The sequence below is a fragment of the Sulfurospirillum sp. SCADC genome (assembly GCF_000743525.1).
Lineage (GTDB): Bacteria > Campylobacterota > Campylobacteria > Campylobacterales > Sulfurospirillaceae > Sulfurospirillum.
Genome location: NZ_JQGK01000002.1, coordinates 66,608 through 88,716 on the forward strand (window position 1 = coordinate 66,608; position 22,109 = coordinate 88,716).

At 42.1% G+C, this 22,109-nt stretch carries 16 protein-coding genes; 12 read left to right on the forward strand and 4 right to left on the reverse strand.

All coding sequences use genetic code 11. The features are described 5' to 3' along the window. Nucleotides 1–7: 7 nt before the first annotated feature. From JU57_RS01840 to JU57_RS01875, 8 genes are all read left to right on the forward strand, one after another. Entirely contained in the window at nucleotides 8–943 is a 936-nt protein-coding gene (locus JU57_RS01840) for an endonuclease/exonuclease/phosphatase family protein (RefSeq protein ID WP_294875240.1), read from the forward strand. A gap of 73 nt (nucleotides 944–1,016) precedes the next feature. Then, entirely contained in the window at nucleotides 1,017–1,220 is a 204-nt protein-coding gene (locus JU57_RS01845) for a phosphoribosylaminoimidazole synthetase (protein ID WP_037956236.1), read from the forward strand. Between the two features lie 88 nt (nucleotides 1,221–1,308). Next, nucleotides 1,309–3,360 (forward strand): glycine--tRNA ligase subunit beta, encoded by a 2,052-nt coding sequence (gene glyS / locus JU57_RS01850; protein WP_037956239.1) that lies wholly within the window; start codon nucleotides 1,309–1,311, stop codon nucleotides 3,358–3,360. A gap of 70 nt (nucleotides 3,361–3,430) precedes the next feature. Next, nucleotides 3,431–5,104 carry an HD domain-containing phosphohydrolase gene (locus tag JU57_RS13620; RefSeq protein ID WP_051906479.1) on the forward strand — a complete coding sequence of 558 codons (1,674 nt, stop codon included), beginning with the start codon at nucleotides 3,431–3,433 and terminating at the stop codon, nucleotides 5,102–5,104. Nucleotides 5,105–5,148: 44 nt separating this feature from the next. Beyond that, on the forward strand, nucleotides 5,149–6,894 hold the full coding sequence (locus JU57_RS01860) for a molybdopterin-dependent oxidoreductase (RefSeq protein ID WP_037956243.1): 1,746 nt from the start codon (nucleotides 5,149–5,151) through the stop codon (nucleotides 6,892–6,894). After that, nucleotides 6,846–7,592, forward strand: coding sequence for a hypothetical protein (locus JU57_RS01865; RefSeq protein ID WP_294875246.1), 747 nt, complete (start codon nucleotides 6,846–6,848; stop codon nucleotides 7,590–7,592). The genes JU57_RS01860 and JU57_RS01865 overlap by 49 nt, the downstream gene beginning before the upstream one ends. Continuing rightward, the gene (locus tag JU57_RS01870) at nucleotides 7,585–9,267 is read left to right on the forward strand and encodes an AAA family ATPase (protein WP_051906482.1); all 1,683 of its coding nucleotides are present in this window, start codon (nucleotides 7,585–7,587) and stop codon (nucleotides 9,265–9,267) included. Before JU57_RS01865 ends, JU57_RS01870 begins: the two co-directional genes overlap by 8 nt. Then, nucleotides 9,260–10,549, forward strand: a complete 1,290-nt coding sequence (locus tag JU57_RS01875) for an McrC family protein (RefSeq protein ID WP_037956246.1) — start codon at nucleotides 9,260–9,262, stop codon at nucleotides 10,547–10,549. Before JU57_RS01870 ends, JU57_RS01875 begins: the two co-directional genes overlap by 8 nt. A gap of 34 nt (nucleotides 10,550–10,583) precedes the next feature. Here JU57_RS01875 and JU57_RS01880 read toward each other — a convergent pair whose 3' ends face one another. Both JU57_RS01880 and JU57_RS01885 read right to left on the reverse strand, forming a co-directional pair. Further along, on the reverse strand, nucleotides 10,584–10,922 hold the full coding sequence (locus JU57_RS01880; RefSeq protein WP_037956249.1) for a P-II family nitrogen regulator: 339 nt from the start codon (nucleotides 10,920–10,922) through the stop codon (nucleotides 10,584–10,586). Nucleotides 10,923–10,934: 12 nt separating this feature from the next. Continuing rightward, complete coding sequence (locus JU57_RS01885; RefSeq protein WP_037956252.1) at nucleotides 10,935–12,251, reverse strand: ammonium transporter; 1,317 nt, start codon at nucleotides 12,249–12,251, stop codon at nucleotides 10,935–10,937. Nucleotides 12,252–12,421: 170 nt separating this feature from the next. Here JU57_RS01885 and JU57_RS01890 point away from each other — a divergent pair, with 170 nt between their 5' ends. Beyond that, a complete protein-coding gene (locus JU57_RS01890) occupies nucleotides 12,422–14,362 on the forward strand; it encodes a sulfatase-like hydrolase/transferase (RefSeq protein WP_037956254.1) in 1,941 nt (646 codons plus the stop codon). A gap of 28 nt (nucleotides 14,363–14,390) precedes the next feature. Here JU57_RS01890 and JU57_RS01895 read toward each other — a convergent pair whose 3' ends face one another. Both JU57_RS01895 and JU57_RS01900 read right to left on the reverse strand, forming a co-directional pair. After that, nucleotides 14,391–15,266: an EamA family transporter gene (locus JU57_RS01895; protein WP_037956256.1), complete on the reverse strand. Its 876-nt coding sequence runs from the start codon at nucleotides 15,264–15,266 to the stop codon at nucleotides 14,391–14,393. A gap of 1 nt (nucleotide 15,267) precedes the next feature. Further along, nucleotides 15,268–15,888, reverse strand: coding sequence for a LysE family translocator (locus JU57_RS01900; RefSeq protein ID WP_037956258.1), 621 nt, complete (start codon nucleotides 15,886–15,888; stop codon nucleotides 15,268–15,270). 198 nt (nucleotides 15,889–16,086) lie between these two features. On the opposite strand from JU57_RS01900, the gene JU57_RS01905 reads away from it, so the two are divergent. From JU57_RS01905 to metH, 3 genes are all read left to right on the forward strand, one after another. After that, nucleotides 16,087–17,268, forward strand: coding sequence for a methyl-accepting chemotaxis protein (locus JU57_RS01905; protein WP_037956260.1), 1,182 nt, complete (start codon nucleotides 16,087–16,089; stop codon nucleotides 17,266–17,268). A 124-nt stretch (nucleotides 17,269–17,392) separates the two neighbouring features. After that, entirely contained in the window at nucleotides 17,393–18,511 is a 1,119-nt protein-coding gene (locus tag JU57_RS01910; RefSeq protein WP_037956262.1) for an ABC transporter substrate-binding protein, read from the forward strand. Between the two features lie 121 nt (nucleotides 18,512–18,632). After that, nucleotides 18,633–22,103 carry a methionine synthase gene (gene metH / locus JU57_RS01915; RefSeq protein ID WP_037956264.1) on the forward strand — a complete coding sequence of 1,157 codons (3,471 nt, stop codon included), beginning with the start codon at nucleotides 18,633–18,635 and terminating at the stop codon, nucleotides 22,101–22,103. The last annotated feature ends 6 nt before the right edge of the window (nucleotides 22,104–22,109 follow it).

Genomic DNA, 22,109 nt, shown 5'->3' on the forward strand with positions numbered 1-22,109 from the left:
GCGAAAAGTGATACGTTGGAGTCTGCTTTTTGTACCGCTTCTGCTCAGTGCACTTGAGTTTAAAGTCGCAACGTACAATGTCGAAAACCTCTTTGATGCAACCAAAAATAGCAGCGAATACGAAGAGTATCAGCCAGGCCCAAAGCACGGCTGGAGTGAGGCGATGTTGCAGAGAAAAGTCAACAATCTAGCACGCGTGATAGGCGACATTAATGCTGACATCATCGTTTTAGCCGAAGTTGAAAACAAAGCAGTGCTTCAAAAACTCAACACTGCACTTGGGAACAAAGCTTATCCTTACCTCTTTTACCCTACCAAAAAAGAGCGTGTTTTTATTGAGACAGCACTTCTTTCACGTTTCCCAATCGAAAAAAGCTCTACGATAGCACTGCACAATCAAGCCAGAGGCATTCACCGTGTTACTGTAAGCGTGGATGCAAAAGCGCTGGATCTTTACATCAACCATTGGCCCGCTTTCATCGAAAAAGAGGATGAACGCCTTGTCTATGCTAAAACACTGCATACGATTTTGGAAAAAGAGAAGGGTCGCGAGTATATTCTCTTGGGCGATTTTAATTCGCCCTACCAAGAGCAAAGAAGGCACTGGGGCATGGGACTGGTTCATTTTTTACAAGCCGGCGATCAAAAAGCTCCTTTGTATAATCTCTGGTACGAGTTACCGCAAAATAGGCGCTATTCTCACAGTTATGGCAAGCAAAAAAATGCGTTGGATCATATCATTATCCCCAAATCCTTGATGGATCATAAAAGCATTGAGTACACACCAGATTCCTTTAACGTGTTTGTTCGCCCTTATATGTTGGATGAAAATGGCAATCCCAATCGGTGGCAAATCAGCAATAAAGGGCGAGGCGAACACCTGGGTTCTGGTTTTTCCGATCACTTGCCCATAACTGCAATTTTCCATACGCTGAAGGATTAAGTCACAAAAATAACACCTTTTTAAGCCCTTTACTTTTATAGTTATCCATTATATTTATCATAAAGGACTCAAAATGATCTGTGCTGAAAAACTTCAACGTTTAATGATGGCGGCAGTCTTGTTTATTGCATGCTGTTTGATGAGTGTTGGCTCAATTTACGGTACGATTTTGCTAGGTTTTGTCATCGCGATGATCGTTGTCTGGGCGATTACCGATTTTTGTCCTTCCATTTGGCTTTTTTCAAAGCTAGTAGGTCACTGCAAACGTAGCCACTAACACCGAAAATTCCTTTACATGTAAAAGGACGATTTAACCTCTCTTTGGTTAAAATAAGATCAAATTATTTACATGTAAAGGTCGATCAATGATCAAACCCCTTTTGATAGAAATCGGTGTTGAAGAGCTCCCTGCTATCCCCTTTTTGAAAGAACTTCCCCATATTGAAACACTCTGGCTTGAGATTTTAGAGAAAAATGCCCTCGCATGCGCGTTTAATTTTTACTACACGCCACGTCGTTTAGTGCTTTGGCATGAAGCGTTTCCAACACAGCAAAATGAACGAGAAGAGGAGTTCTTTGGAGCACCGCTTTCAGTTGCACTTAAAGACGGCGAGCCCACACCTGCAGCACTTGGCTTTGCTAAAAAATGCGGTGTTGATTTTAGTGAAATCTCGCGCGCGATGAAAGATGGCAAAGAGGTTTTATACTATAAAAAAACCATTGCAGGACAAAGCTCACAAAACCTTCTTCAAGGAATGATCGAGCAATTTATCAAAGGGCTAAATTTTGGAAAGTCCATGCGTTGGGGCTTTTTAGAAGAGCATTTCATTCGTCCGATTCGCTGGATCGGTTGTATGATGGGGGATGAACATGTGCCTTTCTCTCTTTTTGGTGTCGAATCAACCCCGTTTTCCTATCCACACCGAACGATTTCGTATGAGCCCTTTGCCTATATGTTTGCAGGCGATTATTTTGAGCGTTTGGCGGAGCGTGGCGTGGTGCTTTACCCTTCAAAACGTGAAGAGATTATCTTAAATGATTTTAAAGCGATTGAGGCCAAAGAGGGTATATCGATTGAAATTGATGAAGATCTTTTAGCCGAAGTCGTGGCGATTACCGAGTATCCAAAAGCGTTGATCGGCAGTTTTGAAGAGCGCTTTTTGCGTCTGCCTCCTGAGGTGATTATTACCTCCATGAAAGAGAATCAACGCTATTTTCCTGTCTTTAAAGACGGATATCTGACTAACCGTTTCATCGTCGTTTCCAACGCAATCAGCGATGATTATGACCTGATCGTCAGAGGCAATGAAAAAGTCCTTCGAGCACGACTTTCGGACGCACTTTTCTTCTTGGACAATGACCTTAAAAACGGTCTGCGCTATGAAGGGCTCAAAGACATTACGTACCTTGATGGATTGGGTTCACTTTTGGATAAAGAGCTTCGTGAAAAAGCGATTGCAACCTACTTAAGCTGCAAATACCAAACAGCACTTCTAGCCCAAAATGCGCGATTAAACGCTTCAAGTTTAACGGCACTCATGGACAAATCCGTGATGTACAGTAAAAGCGATCTTTTAAGCGAGATGGTCTATGAATTTACAGAACTTCAGGGCTTGATGGGTTACTACTATGCGACCGCTTCGGGGGAAGATGAACTGTTTGCCCTCGCGCTCAAAGAGCAGTATCTGCCCAATTCAGAAGAGAGTGCGCTTCCAAGCACGCTTTTTAGTGCGATTGTAGCGCTTTCGTATAAACTAGATTCTTTGATCGCGCTCTTTAGCATCGACAAAATCCCAACGGGTAATAAAGACCCGTATGCCCTTCGCCGTGCGGTCAATGGCATCGTTAAAATTGTGTTGGATCAAGGCATCGCTTTTGACATTAAAAACGATCTTTCTGCTCTGAGTCAAGCGTACAAAAGCTTTGATTTTAACGTGCTTGAGACCTTCTTTTTAGAGCGAATGTACCAATTCTTTGATGTCAATCCTTCCATCATTTCTGCTGTGATCAGCAGTGGTGAACGAGATATTGTGAAGATGGCACAAAAGATTAAAGCACTTTCTTTTATCGTCCAAGATGATGGCTTTAAAGAGATGTTTTCAACCTTCAAACGTGTTGCGAACATCATCAAAAACATGGAAGCAAAAGAGCAAACACCTGTGAATGAGGCGCTGTTTGATAACAGCTACGAAAAAGAGCTTTTCGCTTCTTTTAGAGCAGTGATTTCAAACGAATATGCCTCTTTTGAGGAGAATTTAGACGCACTGTTTGGTCTTAAACCTCAAATCGACGCCTTCTTTGACAATGTTATGGTCAATACCGAAGACGTCAGTGTCAGAACCAATCGTCAGAATCTGATTGCTTCGATTTACACTGCGTTTAAGGCGATTGCCGATATTAAAGAGATCAGCATTTAATCCCTGTTTGGAGCCTAAATCCTAAGGTATTTAGGCTCTTTTACTCCTTCAAAACGTGAAAAAGAGCACAATGTCAGTCAGTAAACGCATCAAACACTTTAAACAGCTCGCTATTTTACTCACCATCTTTTGGACACTGCTGACAAGCTGTTTTGTGATCTATCAATTTTACAACGAAGAAAAACACATCGAAGAGAGCTCATTAGAAAAAATAAAAGGGGTGGCGGAACAGTCGGTTGCTTTTATTTATTGGGCGTATGAGCAAAAAGCAAACGCTTTGAATGATGAGCAAAAGTATGTCATTCGCAGTAATTTTTCCCTCAAAGAACTTTTAGCCGTCCTTGCAAAACACAGTGACATGGAACTTGATATTTCCTCTTCCACCAAAACACTCAACCTATCACCCTCAGCTTTAGACACCGTACTGAAAGTCAAAGAGCGCAAAGAAGATGGTTACATCGTTTTTGAAAAAACAGGCGAAAAACACCTCTTTTATGTCAAACCGATGCTGGCAAATCGTGCGTGTATCTCATGTCATGTTCACCATGAAAGTACGGTTGGATCATTGATGGGCTATACGACGCTGATAATGAAAGTGCCGACGTTTAAAAATGCCAATCCTCAAACCTTTTATTTTCTCGTGGTGACCTATCTTGGAACATGGCTTTTGGGGCTTTTTGCCATTTGGTGGATTCATGCACGCGGTCGCGATTATCTCAATGAAAAAACCAAAATGTATGAAGAGAGTATGTACGCACTCGTGGACATGATGGAAAAGCGCGACAGTTACACCGCTGGACACAGTCAACGCGTCGCTGAATACGCAAAAATGATTGTTCTTGCCATGAACTATAGCAGTGATGAGGCGGATTTTATCTACAAAGCAGGGATGTTGCATGACATCGGAAAAATCGAAATTCCCGATGCTATTTTGCTCAAACCTGATAAACTCACAGAGATTGAATATTCCCTCATCAAACGCCACGTGAGGGCAAGTTATGAACTGCTCTCACGTGAACCTTTTATCCTACTTGCTGAAGTGGTGTTATCGCACCATGAACGCTACGATGGCGGTGGGTATCCGCAAGGGCTCAAAGCGGAGCAGATTCCATTTTTCTCACAAATTATTGCCGTAGCAGACGCGTTTGATGCGATGACCACCAATCGGGCGTATCGTAAAAGTTTAAGCCGTGAAGCGGCCTTGGCTGTTTTAAACGAGGAGCGAGGAAAACAGTTTCATCCTCTGATCGTTGATGTTGCTCAAGAGATTTTTGCTCAGGCAATTTTGCCCGAAAATACAACCCAAATGCCAAAAGATCTGCTCGAAGAGATGCGTTTTTCGTACTCTTTTCGCGATCAACTCACCGGTTTTTACAATGTCAATTACCTCAAATTTGTCTTCAATCATGCCCCTGATTATGCGCTGAAAGTCTTTCAGATTGATCATCTCAACTGTACAGATTTTGCGCTATACAACAAAAAAAATGGCTGGAAAAAAGGCGATGAACTTTTATGTTTGATCGCAAAAACAATCGCGTCGATCTACCCAGAAGCGATCATCGTACGTGTGTATAGTGATAATTTTTTGGTTTTACATGTAAACGAAAATGAGCCCATCGACTATGCCACAATCGATGTTTTGATGCGTAAGCATGGTCTGGTGATGCAGTATCAACATGTCAGCTTTGGCATTGATGAAACGTTGAGCATCGAAACGTTGGAAGATAAACTACTTCATTTATAGAACGCGGTATAATTGTCTGTATAAACTACGAAGAGGGGCTTTGAATGCGTTTGACTACCTGTCCGTTAGACTGTTTTGATGGATGTAGCATCACTGTGAACGATGAGCTTAAACTGAAAGGCAACAAAAACCATCCTATCACGCAAGGCTACCTTTGCCATCATCTCAATCACTACCATACCTTTGAACGGATTGAAGAGCCACGTTATTTGGGGCAAAGCATTAGTATGGAAGAGGCACTGAAGATTTTAGAAGAGAAGCTAAGAGCGTACAAGCCTTCCCATACGCTCTATTTTAAAGGAAGTGGAAATCTGGGTGTGATGCAAGGGGTCACAAAGCGTTTTTTTGCAGAACATAAAGCCGTTTTGGCTTCGGGATCATTGTGTGATGAAGCGGGTGATGCAGGCGTATGCGAGAGCAGGGGTGCCAATCTAGCCCTTTCTCCTTTACATGTAAAAGAGGCCGAAGTCGTTATATTATGGGGTCGTAACCCGAGTGTAACGAACTCGCATATGCTTCCATCGCTTAAGGGAAAAACGCTTATTGTCATTGATCCGATAAAAATTGACCTTGCTTACTCCGCAGCCCTTCATATTCAGATTCAACCAAGAGGCGATCTTTATTTGGCTCTTTTGCTCTGCCGTTTAGTGGCAATGGAAGATATGGAAGACCAAACATTTTTAAATGAGCGAACGCTAAATCACAGCGATTTTATAGAGTACATCAGTGGCATTCCTATGCGAAAATTACTGGATAGATCACAGGTAAACCTCGATGAAGTTGGCGAGTTGCTTCGTCTTATCAAAGGTAAAAAAGTCTCTATTTTAGTCGGTATTGGTGTACAAAAGTATAGCTTTGGTCACAGTGTTTTACGTGCCATTGACGCATTAGGTGCTATGCTTGGACTGTTTGGGAAAGTAGGCTGTGGTGTAAGTTACCTCTCCAACAGCGGTTTTGATTTTTACGCCCCTTTTAAAGTCAGTGCTAAAACAGAGCCTTTGCCGATTGTTGATTTTGGCAAATACGATTTGGTCTTTATTCAAGGGGGCAATCCTCTTTCTCAAATGCCGTGTAGTAGCAAAGTGAACGCAGGCATTGATCACGCCAAATGCGTGGTTTACTTTGGCTTGCATGAAAATGAGACCTCTGAAAAGGCACATTTGATTATTCCTGCAAAAAGCTTTTTGGAAAAAGAGGACTTAAAATTAAGCTATGGGCATCATTTTATTGGGCGCATGCCAAAGCTCGTCGAGAGTGAGATTGGAATCAGTGAATATGCTCTTGCTCAAACGTTACTAGGAGTTTTTGGACATCAGGCATTAGAGAGCGAAGAGCGTATTATCGAGCAGGTGATTGTTTCCAATAGCGTGGAAAAAGAGGGCTTTTTGATCTCAAAAACCTATGAAGATTTACCGTATGAAAAAACCTTTTACACCCCCAGTGGAAAGTTTGAATTTTTAGAAGAGTTTGATGATGAGCCTTTAGAAGAGGAGGGCTACTTTCTGATTGCTGCAAAGCAGAACACCTCCCTTAATTCACAGTTTGTGACGGATGATTATCTTTATGTGCCACGAAGTCTTGGCTTCGAGCAAGAGACACGTGTGCGACTCACGAATCGCTATGGAAGCGCAGAATACTCGGTCATGCCCAGTGATCGACTGAGGGATGATTGTCTTCTTTTGTACAGTGGAGCTAAAAATGCCAACCAACTGACGCCTCATGCAATGAGCCAAGAGGGGAAATGCGCCATTTACCAAGAGATGAAAGTGAAATTGGAAAAAGTCAGATGAACGATACAGACATTTTACTCGATGATGCCCTTTTGCTTGTGGAGCAAAACTTCTACTTTTTACACATGGGCGAGTTTTTAGGCAAGCTTACCAAAACGGAAGACCTGAGCGATCGCAGTCTTTTTGTGGTAAAAAAGTATGAAAATGACCAAGCCTACTACTTCAATGCCGAGATTATTCAAGAGCTTTTAGCCAATGCGCGTCAAACCAAAAAAGAGGATATTTCGCTTTTTGAGTATTTCGTTGAGTTTAACGCTTTTCGGGGCATTTGTATGGCAATGGTGGAAAGCCTTCGTTTCGAGAGTCCATTTAAAATCTTTATGCAAAAACTCTTTGGTGAACAGTATGAGAATTTTTTTGACATTGTCTCGTTTGTGCGCAATGTGCTCTCCCATAACATTCACTCAGAGATTCGCCTCAGTGAGAAAGATTTTGATGGCACACTCAAACGCATTCGTCGTATGGGGCGAAAAGCTGCTATGAGCTTTGCCTTTCAATACTCCCTCAATCTCCCAGAACTAGGCGCTCCCAATGATGCGTATGTCTTTACATGTAAGATTGATTTTGAAAGCCTTGAAGAGGGAATGCCTTTTTTAGAAATCCTCTCCATGTGGGACTTGATGATGCTCAGTGAGCTGTGTTTTAATTTGGTGATGACGTATCGGATGAATGAAGAAAAGGTGATAGATAATGAGTGAATTTAAACAAAATGAAAATTTTATATCAATAAATAAACTACCAATTATTGTTTTAACACATAATCCAAAAGGAAAATGGGGTGATGTTCGAGATAAAATAGAACAAGGGTTTTATAAAGGCTGGGGGAAAGCGATTAATGTTGAAATTGACCAATTAGCCTTAATCTATATTTCAAAAGGCGCGAATGAAATAGAATATATCATGCAAGTTGAAAATGTTTATGAAGACTCAATGGATTTAAAATTAGTCAGAAAATTAGATGAAAAAACACGAAAACAATTGACTTATACTAAATTGGTCGAGAATGGACTAAAACCCTCAACCATAAACTATATTCTTAACAATAATGAAAAACTCTATAAATATGTTACAAAAGTTATCAATGGTGAATTAGGAGATACTATGAATGCAGTTTCAACTCAGCCCCTCAATCAAATCCTCTATGGCCCTCCCGGTACAGGCAAAACATATCATACGATTAATAAAGCGATTGAAATTATTGAAAATAGAGTGGTGGAAGAAACTGAAGATAGGGATATTTTAAAAGCACAATTTGAAGCCTATAAACAAGCGGGTCAAATCGAATTTTTGACGTTTCATCAAAGCTATGGCTATGAAGAGTTTGTTGAGGGGATAAAAGCGGAAATAACAGAAAAAGAAAATATTAAATATGAAGTTCAACCTGGTATTTTCAAAAAACTTTGTGAAAAGGCAAACGATAAAAGTTTTTCTTTTAAAGAAAAAATAGAAAAGTATCGTGAATTATTACAGAATGAAGAAATAAATTTAAAAACTGCTACGGGTGTTCCGTTTAAATTATCTAAAAGTGATTATGGCATAAATACACAAACAAATCATTCATTTAGTGTCAATAAATTGATAGAAATAAATGATGGAAAATTATCAAGCAATCCTGATGGCACTTATGGAAAATTTATAGTTGAAGATATCCATAAAAGATTTCCAAACAATGAATTAAAAAACTACATTCTCATCATCGACGAAATCAACCGTGGCAATATCTCTAAAATCTTTGGAGAACTTATCACGCTTATTGAAGAGAGTAAGCGCATAGGTAAAGATGAAGCGTTACATGTAAAGCTTCCATACTCTAATACAGACTTTGGCGTACCACAAAATCTCTACATTATCGGCACAATGAACACCGCTGATAGAAGCATCGCTTTGATGGACACTGCACTGAGACGAAGGTTTTCATTTACGGAGATGATGCCTCGTACGGATGTGTTGGATTTTGAAGTTGAGGGTTTACATGTAAAGCGTATGCTTGAGATAATTAACAAGCGCATTGAGTATCTTTATGACCGTGACCATACCATCGGACATGCGTATTTTATGAGTTTAAAAGATGAAAAGATCACTGACAAAAAAGCAGAGCTTGATAACATTTTTAAACATAAAATTATCCCTCTGTTACAAGAGTATTTTTACGATGATTGGGAGAAGATAAGATTGGTTCTAGGAGACAACCAAAAAGAGAAAAAGGAACAAACAAAAGAGTTGCAATTTATAAAAATAAAAAAAGATTACGATACAAATAAACTTTTTGGAGACGGTTCTTACGAGCTACTAGATGATGAAGCAACAAAAGTCTATGAAATCAATCATAATGCTTTTAAAAATATAGAGAGTTACAAAAAAATATATGAGTAAAAATAGTTTTTCGATTTTAGAATTTAGGTCAATCTATTATAAACAATACGATATTTTTGGAATGGATTTACAAGGTAATCTTGTAGTCCCGAAAAAAGTTTTTAATGAAATAAAACAGTTTATTCTCAAAAATAGTGAGCAAACCCAATTTCTAAAACCAAGTTATAAAAATGGTTTAGGAGAAGTTCTTCAAGCTCAAAACTATGTCGGTGTCATCCAAACCAAGGATGGATCGACCATAGAAATACTTCCAAAAATTCAAAATATAAGCGAAGAAACGTCCAAAGAAATTTTAATCAGAATGCTTAAAACTCTCAAAAAATCACCTTTTAAAAACTTTACTATGGCACATCTTAAAAGCTCAAAAATGCCACTTTTAGAGATATTTATTACGATGTTTTTGGAAGAGTTAGCAGCTCTTGTTCGCAAAGGTATCAAAAGTGACTATATCACCAAAGAAGAAAATCTTAAATTCCTAAAAGGTAAACTCAAAATAGGCGAGCAAATCAAACAAAATACCATCCATAAAGAGCGATTTTTTGTGGAGTTTCAAGAATTTTTGAGTGATAGAGCCGAAAACAGGTTGATTAAAACCACCCTTCAATACCTCTATAAAAAATCCAAGCTCAATGCCAATCAACAACGCATACGAGAGTTTTTATTTGTTTTTGATGAAATTTCTGTGTGCAAAGATATAAAAAATGACTTTTTACATGTAAAGCCAAATCGTCAGATGAAAGACTATGAACATGTGCTTTTATGGTGTAAAACTTTTTTACTAGAAAATTCATTTTGCCCTTACAAAGGTAATGATATTGCTTTTGCGCTTTTGTTTGATATGAACCTGCTTTTTGAGAGCTATATGGGGGATTATCTGAAGAAAAAAGGTTTACATGTAAAGCTACAAGATAAAACGCATCATTTAGCCTATGAAAATAACGATGGAAAATTTAGGCTTAAACCTGACATACTCGTTTACGATAAAGATGTGCTTCTAATCGCCGATACCAAATGGAAAATACTCTCAAAAGAAAAGACAAATGAGGGCATATCTCAACCTGATATGTATCAGCTTTATGCGTACGGTACAAAGTATGAAGCGTGTCAAGAAATGTATCTTATTTACCCAAAAGATAATGACATTAATACTAGAAAATTTGTCTTTAATAAAGAGAGAGAGGGTTCTTTAATGTTAAATACTCTCTTTTTTGATGTAGAAAATAATTGTTTTGAGAGCAATGATAAAGGATATAGACTTTTAGAGTTAATTGGAAAGGTATAAGAAAAAAAGGTGGGGGGATCCCCACCTAAAAAGACTAAACAGCTTCGTTATCAAGCTCTCCCGTACGAATACGTACACTTTTTTCAACGTTGGAAACAAAGATCTTTCCATCACCAATTTTGCTTGTGCGAGCACTTTTCACGATAACATCGATGACTTTGTCAACGAGTTCGTCAACAACAACCACTTCGATTTTAATTTTTGGTAAGAAGTCAACGACATACTCTGCACCCCTGTAAAGCTCTGAGTGTCCTTGTTGTCTTCCGTAACCTTTCACTTCACTAACGGTCATACCCGTAATATCAAGCTCTGCGAGAGCATCTTTAACATCTTCGAGTTTGAATGGTTTGATAATTGATTCGATTTTTTTCATTTTAGATCCTTATTATCTTAAGTTGAAGGCTTTTTCGCCGTGCTCTACTTCATCCAAACCTTGAGACTCAGCGTCGCTGCTTACTCTTGCGCCACCTGTTAGGATAGAAGCAATTTTAAAGACAATCGCTGTCGCAATCGCTGTATAGATGATCGTTACGATGATACCTTCAATTTGAATCATCACTTGGTCTGCATTTCCATAGAGTAAACCCGTACCTAGCTCATTGACTTCTGGGTTTGCAAAGATACCTGTTGCAATCGCACCCCAGATACCTGCCACACCGTGGATACCAAAAGCATCTAAAGAGTCATCGTATTTCAATGCTTTTTTGAGACCATTGACACCGTAAAATGCTAAGATACCTGCCACTAAACCGATCACAAGAGCGCCTGCCGTGTCAACAAATCCAGCGGCGGGTGTGATCGCAACAAGACCGGCTACAATACCTGAAGCAATACCAAGCAGTGTGAATTTTTTATAGGTAATATACTCAATCGTCATCCAAGCAAGTGCTGCCATTGCTGCTGCTGTGTTGGTGACAAGGAATGCACTTGCGGCAATGCCGTCTGCTCCAAGCTCACTACCAGCGTTGAATCCAAACCAGCCGAACCATAGCATACTAGCACCTAGTACGGTAAGTGTTACAGAGGAAGGGAACATCGCTTTACCAAAATCAGCACGTTTGCCTAGCATAAGGGCCATTACAAGACCAGCAACACCTGCGTTGATGTGAACAACTGTGCCACCTGCAAAGTCAAGAACGCCAAGTTTGGATAAAAATCCGCCGCCCCATACCCAGTGAGCAATAGGAGCATAAACCGCTAAGATCCAAAGTGCTGCAAAAATGAGCCATGTTGAAAATTTCAATCTCTCAATCACTGCGCCGCTGACGAGAGCGACTGTAATGCCTGCAAAGGTCATTTGGAATGCTACGAAAAGAAGCACAGGAATGTTACCCGTTGCCCAAAGATCTGTTACTTTGATGCCACTTAAAAAGAGGCTGTCAAAACCGATGATGCCACCAATATCAGTACCAAATGCTAACGTATAGCCAGCAACAACCCATACAATGGCTGCAACAATATAGCCTATAACACTCATCGCAATGGTATTGAGCAAGTTTTTAGAGCGAGACATACCGCCATAAAAAAGTGCTAAACCTGCTGGGGTCATAAACATAACAAGCGCAGTTGCTGTTAAAACCCATGCCGTGTTTCCTACGTCAAGTGTCGGAGCCGCTTCAGCGACCTCTGCAGCCGCTTCTTCAGCCGCCCACAATGTTGATAACGGCAACAATGTTGCGAGAGAGAGTAGTTTACTTCTCATGAATTCCTCCTAATAATGTTGAACTGATGAAATTGTATCACTTCACGGATTTTAATCTACGCATATGACTGATTAAAATTTAACCAGTTTAAAAAAAGAGTCCACTTTTCTTCAAACTTTTAACAACAAGCTATAATACCATCCTAAAATAAAAGAGGATACACATCACAATGAATCATATGCCATGGCTATCTGCAGGGCTTTTTCTCCTGGCTCTTTTGACCTCCAAAAACCGTACGAGGACACGTAAAAGTGCGTTTATGGGTGCGGGAACTATTTTTATTTATATGCTACTGAGCGCTTTTTACATTATCTCGAACTATTTTACCGGAGAAGGCATCAATGACGCTGTGATCTTTCATCTACGCTACGGGCTAGAAGGTTCAGGGTTTGGTGATTATTATTTAATCATTGGTATCGGCTTTGGACTCTTTTTTGCTAGCTTAGCCCTCTCGATTTTCTACTATCGCTTGGTCAAAAACGATGTCTTTGAGCATCATCAGAAGCTAAAATACGCACTTTCTCTCAGTGCATTGAGCCTTTCATTGGTGCTGCATCCTACGGTGCGTTTTTTGGGCGAAAGTGCGCTTAAAGCCATTGGTATTGAAAATCCATTGAGTCTTCAGTATCGTTTTAGCGACTATTACCAAGACCCTGTTTTAACCCCTCTTAGCGAAGAACATCCCAATTTAGTCTATATTTTTGCGGAGAGTTTTGAAGAGACCTATTATGATGAGACGCTATTTCCTTCGCTTGTAACCCATTTGCGTCCTATTAGAGAACAAAGTGTTTCTTTTACACAGATCAAACAAGCCCTTGGAACCAGTTGGACGATTGCGGGGATGACAGCGGTGCAGTGTGGTATTCCTTTGGTGACACCCTCAGCAAACGCACACTCACCGCAGGGGAACTCGATGTCCAAGATGAGTACGTTTTACTCTGGGGCTGTGTGCATGAGCGATATGCTGCATAAAGAGGGCTACAAACTGATCTACCGTAGTGGTTCGCCTTTGGAGTTTGCAGGGGTCGATAAGTTGTACCGTACGCACCACTTTGATGACATCAAAGGCATTAAAGAGCTCAAACCACTCCTGCAAAACCCTAACTATCAAACACCGTGGGGACTGTACGATGACACGCTTTTGGGGATTGCGATGAATGATTTTAAAAAGCTCTCCAAAAGCAGACAAAAATTTGCGATGTTTCTCTCCACGATGGACACGCATCACCCTTACGGGCATGTCTCTAAAAGTTGCAAAATCCAAAAATATCAAGATGGCAGTAACTCGATGCTGAACGCTGTGGCGTGTTCGGATGAATTGATCGCAAAATTTATCAAGCAAATTGAAGAATCTCCGTACGGCAAAAATACGATCATTGTGGTTGCCTCAGACCATCTTGCAATGCACAATATGGCGATAGAGACACTGATGAAGGGTGAGCGCCGCAATCAATTGATGATGATCGATCCTCGTTTAAGCAGCGCTCAAAAGGTGGAAAAAGTCGGTACGACGCTGGATATTGGAGCAACGCTTCTGCCTTTTTTAGGCTATAAAGCAACACTGGGATTGGGGCGCGATCTTTTAAGCGAGGAAGATTCTCTAGAGGCTTCCTTGGATGCTTTTGATAAAATCTTAAGTGCTTGGTCGAAAGAGTTAAGCCGTTTTTGGGAGTTTCCAAAAATAGAGCAAGAACTGGTTCTGGATACAACGAAAAACAACCTCAAAATTGGCAAAACGCTCTATAAATTTCCTATTTTATTACGGTTGAGTGACAACTTGGAAGTGAGTCCTTTCTTTGAGGTCAAGCTTAAGTTTTTTGAGACGGCTAAACTCTTTGGGTATCTGCATGATTATCATGCGAACGATGCTTTTTTGTGGGTCGATACATGCTCTCGCCTGAGCGCTTTAGCGTCTGAGAGTAATGTCAGTGTGAAAGGCAAGTATTGTTACGCGCTTGGAAAATTGGGTGCAGATATACGCTTGGAGAGCTTAAATGCCCCCCAAAAAAAGCTTAGTTTAGACCTCCTAAACCAAACACTCAACCTTTCGTATGAAGATGAAAAAGCAGTCACACGACGGGAAAATTTGATGAAGATAGAAGAGAAGTAAGCGCGCTGACCTCTCTTTACATGTAAGGCTAGGTGAGACGCTTGAAGAAGCGGTCGCCGTAGAGGTTGATGATCAGTCCTAGGACGATTAAAAACGCTGCAAAAAGCTTCCATGTGGGCAGTGCTTCGCCTACTAAAAGAGCGGAAGAGGAAAATCCGACCACCGGTACAAGCAGCGTAAAAGGGGCGACGGTTGTAGCAGGGTAGCGACTGAGTAGCCAACTCCAAATGCCAAAACCAAACAAGGTAACTGGATACGCAAGATAGGCAATCGCGCCGATACTTTTACCCGAGAGGTGTGTAAATATTTCAACGCTCCACAGATGCGATTCAAAGAGATACGAGAGTGTGAGTAAAAAAGGAAGCGAGATAAAACTTCCCCAAATGACGAGGCTGAGCATGTCAACCTTGCCGATCTGTTTGGAGACAAGATTGCCAATCGCCCATGAAAGGGAGGCACATTCGACTAAAAAAAGTCCCACAAGATTGACATCGCCTCCTGCATGAAATCCTACAAAGACAATGCCTGAAAAAGCAATGATCGCTCCTACGATTTTAGCCAAGCTCATCTTCTCTTTAATGAAAATGACCGCTAAAAGAGCGGTAAAAAAGACTTGGGTTTGCAAAGCGAGTGAGGCAATGCCAGAACTAACGCCCACATACATTCCCGAAAACAAAAAGGCAAAATCGAGGATAAACATGCTCAACGAATAGAAAAAAAGCATTTTCCATGAGGTGTTTGCAGGTCTTTTGAAGAAAAAGATCGTGGGAAACGTTGCGAAAAAGAACCGTAAAAACGTCAGCAAGAGGGGAGGAATCTCTGTGAGGGCGACTTGAATCACCACAAAATTGACTCCCCAAATGACGACCACGCCAAGAGCAAGTAAAATATGTTTCAGAGCCATTTTAACGGTTACTGCCAGCGAGTTTGATGCCAAAGCCAACCAATGCGACGCCTGCTAAACGCGTTGCAATTTTGCGCGCCAATGGAAACGCTTTGAGTTTACGCGCTAAAGTATTGCCCAAAAGCACCAAAAGTGCTTGGTAAATAAGGCTGATAAGGCTTACATGTAAGATCATCGCAACTAAAGTTGTGTTGGTTGCATCGTGGCGTAAAAAGAGTGGAAAGAACGCCACAAAGAACAGCATAACTTTAGGGTTAGTAATGCTCACAAAAAATGCCTGCTTAAAATAGACCAAAGCCGATTTTTTAGGTTCAATTTTCCCCGAATTGGGTTCGATTTTCGCACGCAGTAATCCAATGCCTAACCAGACCAAATACGCCGCACCAAAGTATTGCAACAGCTCAAACACAAAAGGATTTTGCCGCATAATGGCGGCAAGTCCTGCAAGGGCTGCGATCATAAAAACAAAATCACCCAAAAGCGTACCCAAAACAGCGCCCATTCCTGCTCCTATGCCATTGCGCGCCGTTGCATTTAAGATCGCAATGGTGCCAGCACCAGGGATGAGTTGAAAGAGTACAACCGCCATAACAAAACTGTAATAGTTTTGAATCTCAAACATACAGCCTCCTTAGTAAAAATTGGCTTCATTATACTACGACTCAAAAAAAGTGTTGCCTCTTTTTCGTCCTTTTTTTATCATATGTTTTTCTTATAATGTCCAAATAAAGCGTGACTTTATCAAGAATGCCATAGAATGTGACATTGTAAGATTATGAATACGATCTCATCGATGCGAATACGGGGCAAGGGGAAGTATATGAGCGTGAATCTACTGTTAATCGGGGCAAATGATGCCACCACTGCGGAGCTTGTCTCTTTGGTGGATGCAACACTTTCAACCACCGCTGTCTATCAAAAAGCTACGTTAAGTAACTATCACAATTATGATGCTGCTAATTATGACCTCATCGTCTGTTTTGCCAATCGTTACGATGAGATGGTGAAGCAATATGGCTCACAGAAGGTGATTTCGGTGGAGTTTGTCCCTCCAACGGACTTTTTTGTAGGGGTGAGTCGCATCCCTGAGGGCGAAAATGTCATTATTTTTAACAACAGCACTTCGGGCGCCAATGTTCTTCTCAAATTTCTCAAATTTTACAAACTCGATCATGTGACCTACCAAGTGATTGCCTTTGATGAGTGTAGTGACACGGAGACCAAAGAGGCGTTAAGCAGCGCCAAATACATCATTGGAACTGACGGCTATGTCTCATCCGGCAAAGCACTTTACACCAAATACAGCCATCTTTTGCGTCCGGATGTGCGCGTGATGCCAAGTCCTCCACGCACGGCAACGGCGGAGAGTGTGAGTGGTTTAGCGCAAATGGTCACCGCCATTAACAGCGATAAAGCACTGCAAGAGGCACGCAGCATCTCTCGAAAATTGGCAGAGCAGACCAAAGAGATTTCACTCATCACCCAAAGCGCTTCGCAGTCCATCGAAGATACCGCCAATACAATCGTGGTGGTCAACACGAAACTCGCAGCAGAAGTCAAAAATGTCCAAGTGACCAACGGTATGGCAAAGGAGCTCAGCGAAGCGGTTGAGCAGATCGGCAACATCACAACTGCGATTAAATATATCGCCAGTGAAACCAACCTTTTAGCACTCAATGCGACCATCGAAGCGGCGCGTGCAGGCGATCACGGGCGTGGGTTTGCCGTCGTGGCAAGCGAAGTGCGCAAACTCTCCGACCAAAGCAACAAATCAACCGATAACATTCGCATCTCCATCATGGATGTCCAAAAAGTGGTCGATCAAATCGTTCCTGCACTGCAACGCACGGTCGATGAGATCATCAAAACACAAGCGGAGGTCGAGCGTATTAGCCTTGCCGCCCAAGAAGAGAGTCGTGCGATGAATGAGATCATCCAAAAACTTCAAGTCATTGTCGATGTCTCTGAAGCGTTGAATGTCGCTGAAAATCACCCCGAATAATCTTTACATGTAAAACGAAAGAAGCCCTCAAAACGCTTCTTTTTGCTGCATTTTTCTTCTCCTTTGAGATGATCATAATCAAGAGTGTGTTAAACTTTTGCTGTAATTTTTTAAAGGAGAAACGATGCGTTTTTTTAGGACACTGTTAAGCCTTGCCGCCATTATGGCAACAAGTGCTTTTGCAAAAGAGATTAATATGGGTGTGATACTACCGATGAGTGGGGCACTCGCGGGCTATGGTCAAGTGGCGTATGAGGGAGTTGAGCTTGCCAATACTTTACAGCCAAAACTCAAAAATGGCGACACGCTTAAACTGGTTTTAGTCGATACAAAAGGCGATAAAGTCGAATCAGCCAATGCTGCAACAAGACTCATTACGTCCGATAAAGTTGTGGGAATTATAGGCGAGATGATCAGTACGAACACCGCTCAGATTATCTCTATTGCGGAGAAAAAACAGGTTCCTGTCATCGCACCGGCTGCGACCAATGATAAGCTGACCGAAAATCGAACCTATGCCAATCGTGTCTGTTTTATCGACTCTTTCCAAGGAACGGTGGTTGCGAATTACGCTTCTAAAGATTTAGGGCTTAAAACAGCTGTGATTGTTACCGATCAAGCACAAGTGTATTCACTCGGACTTGCAAAAGCCTTTACTCAGGCGTTCACACAAAGCGGTGGAAAAGTGCTTAAAGAGGTGCGAGTAAGCTCAGGCGATAAAGATTTTAAAGCGGTCATCTCTCAAATCAAAGCGTTAAATGCTGATTTTGTTTTCTTACCTCTGTACCATACGGAAGCTTCGATGATCAAGCGTCAAGCCAAACAAGCAGACTTTAACAAACCGTTCTTCTCCGGTGATGGCGTTGCCAATCAAACGTTTATCGACTTAGGTGGTGACGCGGTTGAAGGGTATATGTTTACCGACGCATTCGATCATAGTGCGCCTCCAACCAACAAATCCAAAGATTTTATCGCTGCTTATGAGAAAAAAACAGGCAAAAAAGAGTTGAACTCCTTTACAGCTTTGGGTGCCGATGCGTATAACATCATGGTCGATGCGATGAATCGTTGCTCTAACCCAGAAGATAGCGTTTGTGTCAACAGCGAAATCCGAAAAACTTCAAAATTTGAGGGTGTTTCTGGCTTTATCTCTATCGATGATAAAGGCAATGCAACCCGTTCCGCCGTCATCAAAGAGATCAAAGGTGGCAAAGCCGTTTACAAATCTACTGTCAATCCCTAATCTTTACATGTAAAAACCAAAGGGGCATTTTTTGCCTCTTTGGACTACTCCGAACCCTTTATCCTCTCCTTACCAAAAATTTGATACTATAATTCTAGTTATAACACACTAGGAATTCGACTTGGCAACACTTCAAGAACTTATCAAAGAAAAAATTTTAGTCATCGATGGTGCGATGGGAACGCAGATTCAAGCCTTAGAAATTGCACCTGAACAGTGGGAAGGCAAAGAGGGGTGTAACGAGCTTTTGAACGTTACATGTAAAGATGCCATTTCAAAAATTCACCGTGGTTATCTCCTCGCAGGTGCGGACATCATCAAGACCAACACTTTTGGCGCATTGCCGTGGGTTTTGGACGATTATGGCATCGGTGAGAGGGCGTATGAACTTGCCCGTGCAGGTGTAGAGATCGTTAAAGAGGCGTGTACATCGTTTGCAACGCCTGAAAAACCTCGTTTTACGGCCGCTGCCTTTGGCCCTGGGACGAAACTACCCTCCTTAGGACATATCGGCTACGATGAGATGTTTGAAGGCTACAAAGAGGCGGCACGTGGTGCGATTGAGGGTGGGGCAGATCTTTTTCTCATTGAAACGGCGCAAGACCCACTTCAAATTAAAGCCGCTTTGCACGCCATTACGGATGCTCAAAATACTTTACATGTAAAACTTCCCATCATGGTTTCTGTCACCATTGAACTGAGTGGAACGATGCTCATTGGAACCGATGCCACAACGATTGCGGCGATCTTGGAGCCTTTTGACATTCTAAGCCTTGGCTTCAACTGCGGCACAGGTCCTGAACAAGTTGAAAAGCATGTCAAAACGCTCAGTTCCGTTTGGGGTAAACCCATCAGTGTACACGCCAATGCAGGACTTCCTCAAAACCGTGGGGGTTATACCTTTTACCCAATGGGACCTCGTGAATTTGCCGAACTTCAAGAAAAATTTACGGAGATTGCAGGCGTTGCGATTCTTGGTGGCTGTTGTGGTACCACGCCTCAGCATATTTTAGAGCTTTCCAAACGTGTTGAAGGTAAAAAACCGCTTGCTCCCAAAGGTGAGATGCCTCGTAGCATCGCCTCGTTGTTTGAAACCAGAGCGCTCAAACAAGACCCAGCGCCGTTTTTGATTGGTGAGCGAAGTAATGCCACGGGTTCCAAAGCCTTTCGTGAGTTGCTTCTTGCCGAAGACTACGATGGCACGCTAAGTGTGGCTCAACAACAAGTCAGAAGTGGCGCACACGGCATCGATGTAAGTGTCGGTTTTGCAGGACGCGATGAGCACAAAGACACCCAAGAGGTGATGGGACGTTACGTGCAAAAGATTCTTTTGCCACTCATGCCAGACACCACGCAAGTACCAGCGCTTGAAGTCGCATTGAAACTCATCGGTGGCAAGCCTATCATCAACTCCGTGAACCTTGAAGATGGCATCGAAAAGTTTGACAAAGTCTGCTCTTTAGCGAAACGCTTTGGTGCCGCACTTGTGTGTCTGACCATCGATGAAGTGGGCATGGCAAAGAGCAAAGAGCAAAAGGTCGCGATTGCGGAGCGCATCTATACCTTAGCGACTGAAAAGCATGGCATTCACCCCGAAGATTTGGTATTTGACTTACTTACGTTTACGGTAGGTAGTGGCGATCCTGAGTACCATACCGCAGCGATTGAGACCATTGAGGCGATTCGTGAATTTCACGCACTGCATCCCGAAGTCGGTTTTGTCCTTGGAGTTTCTAACATCTCGTTTGGTTTAGCCAAACACGCCCGTGAATACCTAAACTCCGTCTTCTTACACCATTGTGTCGAAGCAGGTCTGAGCATGGCGATTGTCAATGTTAAAAATACCCTTCCGATGCACAAGATCAGCGACGTGGATAAAAAAATCTGCGAAGATTTACTCTTTAACCACCGCGAAGAGGGCGATCCGCTCTTTAAATTCATCGACCATTTTGAAGGGGTGGTGGAGAACAAAGACGAGAGTGACGCGGCGTATCAAGCGATGGACACCAAAGAGAAAATCTCAACCCTGCTTATCGATGGTGATAAAGAGCGCATGCTTGCTCTCTTGCCTACCGCTAAAGAGGAGATATCCGCGGAAGTCATCGTCAATGAGATATTGATCGATGCGATGAAAGTCGTCGGTGAGCTTTTCGGCAGTGGGAAAATGCAACTGCCGTTTGTCCTCCAATCGGCGGAAGTGATGAAAGCCGCGGTGGATTATCTGCAACCGTACCTTCCAAAGACGGAAAAGAATACAACGACGACGCTCATCATCGGAACCGTCAAAGGCGATGTGCACGATGTGGGTAAAAACTTGGTGGACATCATCTTAAGTAATAACGGTTTTAAGGTCATCAACATTGGCATCAAAGCGGACTTAGATCAATTTTTAGAAGCGCTCAAAGAGCACAATGCCGATGCGATTGGTATGAGTGGACTTTTGGTGAAATCGACCAACGTCATGAAAGAAAACCTTGAAGCGATGCAGAAGATGGGCATCAAAATTCCTGTTATTTTAGGTGGTGCGGCACTCACCGATAACTTTGTGGAAGACTTTTGCCGTCCGATTTACGACGGCCCGATTTATTACTGCAAAGACGCGTTTGAGGGCATAACGGCGATGTCGCGCATCGAAGCGAAAAATTATGACACCTCGTTTAGCCGCATCGTTCTTGAAAACAGTGTCAATCGTGCCACGAAAGAGGCCAAAGAAATTCCACCGTTTCATGAGCTTAAAATGCCTAGTCGTGACATCGCCATCCCTACACCGCCATTTTGGGGCAGACGTGTTTTAAAAACCGATGTCAAAGAGTTGGCGTTTTCGTGGATCAACCACAAAATTCTTTTTGCGCAACGTTGGGGTTACAGTGGCAAAGGGCAGAGCAAAGAGGCGAAGCAAAAACAGCTAGATGAGGTTCTGTGGCCAACATTCGAGCGCATCAAAGCCGACATCGAACGACTGGGACTGTTTGAGCCAACGCTGATTTACGGTTACTATCCTGCACGATCAAGCGAAAACAACCTCTATCTTTTTGATGAGAGCGAGGGGTATTTTAGTGAAGCTCAGGTCAATCGTAAGAACATCGATGCCATCAAAGTGCGTGCCATTAAAACGTTTGATTTCCCTCGTCAAAATAGAAATCCGTACCGAAGTCTAAGCGACTTTATTCACCCTGATCGTCACGATGTTTTGGCGCTTACATGCGTAAGTGCGGGTTCAAAATTTTCAGCGTATGAGAAAGAGCTTTACGATGCGGGCAATTTTACCGAGTACTTTTTTGTGCATGGGCTAGGTGTTGAACTAGCTGAAGCATTAGCCGAGATCGTACATAAACAGATACGCCTTGATCTTGGTATCGCAGAGCTTGAAGGGCATAGTTTACGCGATGTTCAGATGAAGCGTTACCTTGGGTGTCGTTACTCGTTTGGTTACCCAGCATGCCCTGCCTTGGAAGACACGCAAATCATTTTTGATCTGCTCAAACCTGAGGAATTTGGCATAAATCTCAGCGAAACATTTCAGATTCACCCTGAGCAAAGTACCACAGCGATCGTGATGCACCACAGGGAGGCTTTATATTTTAATGTCTGATGTATA

What these genes read in the sequence shown, in the direction of transcription:
- JU57_RS01900 (WP_037956258.1), bottom strand. Translation starts at nt 15,888, where the DNA reads ATGTTTGAGATTCAAAACTATTACAGTTTTGTTATGGCGGTTGTACTC.
- glyS (WP_037956239.1), top strand. Translation starts at nt 1,309, where the DNA reads ATGATCAAACCCCTTTTGATAGAAATCGGTGTTGAAGAGCTCCCTGCT.
- JU57_RS01885 (WP_037956252.1), bottom strand. Translation starts at nt 12,251, where the DNA reads ATGAGAAGTAAACTACTCTCTCTCGCAACATTGTTGCCGTTATCAACA.
- JU57_RS01880 (WP_037956249.1), bottom strand. Translation starts at nt 10,922, where the DNA reads ATGAAAAAAATCGAATCAATTATCAAACCATTCAAACTCGAAGATGTT.
- JU57_RS01895 (WP_037956256.1), bottom strand. Translation starts at nt 15,266, where the DNA reads ATGGCTCTGAAACATATTTTACTTGCTCTTGGCGTGGTCGTCATTTGG.
- JU57_RS01865 (WP_294875246.1), top strand. Translation starts at nt 6,846, where the DNA reads ATGCGCCATTTACCAAGAGATGAAAGTGAAATTGGAAAAAGTCAGATG.
- JU57_RS01845 (WP_037956236.1), top strand. Translation starts at nt 1,017, where the DNA reads ATGATCTGTGCTGAAAAACTTCAACGTTTAATGATGGCGGCAGTCTTG.
- JU57_RS01890 (WP_037956254.1), top strand. Translation starts at nt 12,422, where the DNA reads ATGAATCATATGCCATGGCTATCTGCAGGGCTTTTTCTCCTGGCTCTT.
- JU57_RS01910 (WP_037956262.1), top strand. Translation starts at nt 17,393, where the DNA reads ATGCGTTTTTTTAGGACACTGTTAAGCCTTGCCGCCATTATGGCAACA.
- JU57_RS01860 (WP_037956243.1), top strand. Translation starts at nt 5,149, where the DNA reads ATGCGTTTGACTACCTGTCCGTTAGACTGTTTTGATGGATGTAGCATC.
- JU57_RS13620 (WP_051906479.1), top strand. Translation starts at nt 3,431, where the DNA reads ATGTCAGTCAGTAAACGCATCAAACACTTTAAACAGCTCGCTATTTTA.
- JU57_RS01905 (WP_037956260.1), top strand. Translation starts at nt 16,087, where the DNA reads ATGAGCGTGAATCTACTGTTAATCGGGGCAAATGATGCCACCACTGCG.
- JU57_RS01875 (WP_037956246.1), top strand. Translation starts at nt 9,260, where the DNA reads ATGAGTAAAAATAGTTTTTCGATTTTAGAATTTAGGTCAATCTATTAT.
- JU57_RS01870 (WP_051906482.1), top strand. Translation starts at nt 7,585, where the DNA reads ATGAGTGAATTTAAACAAAATGAAAATTTTATATCAATAAATAAACTA.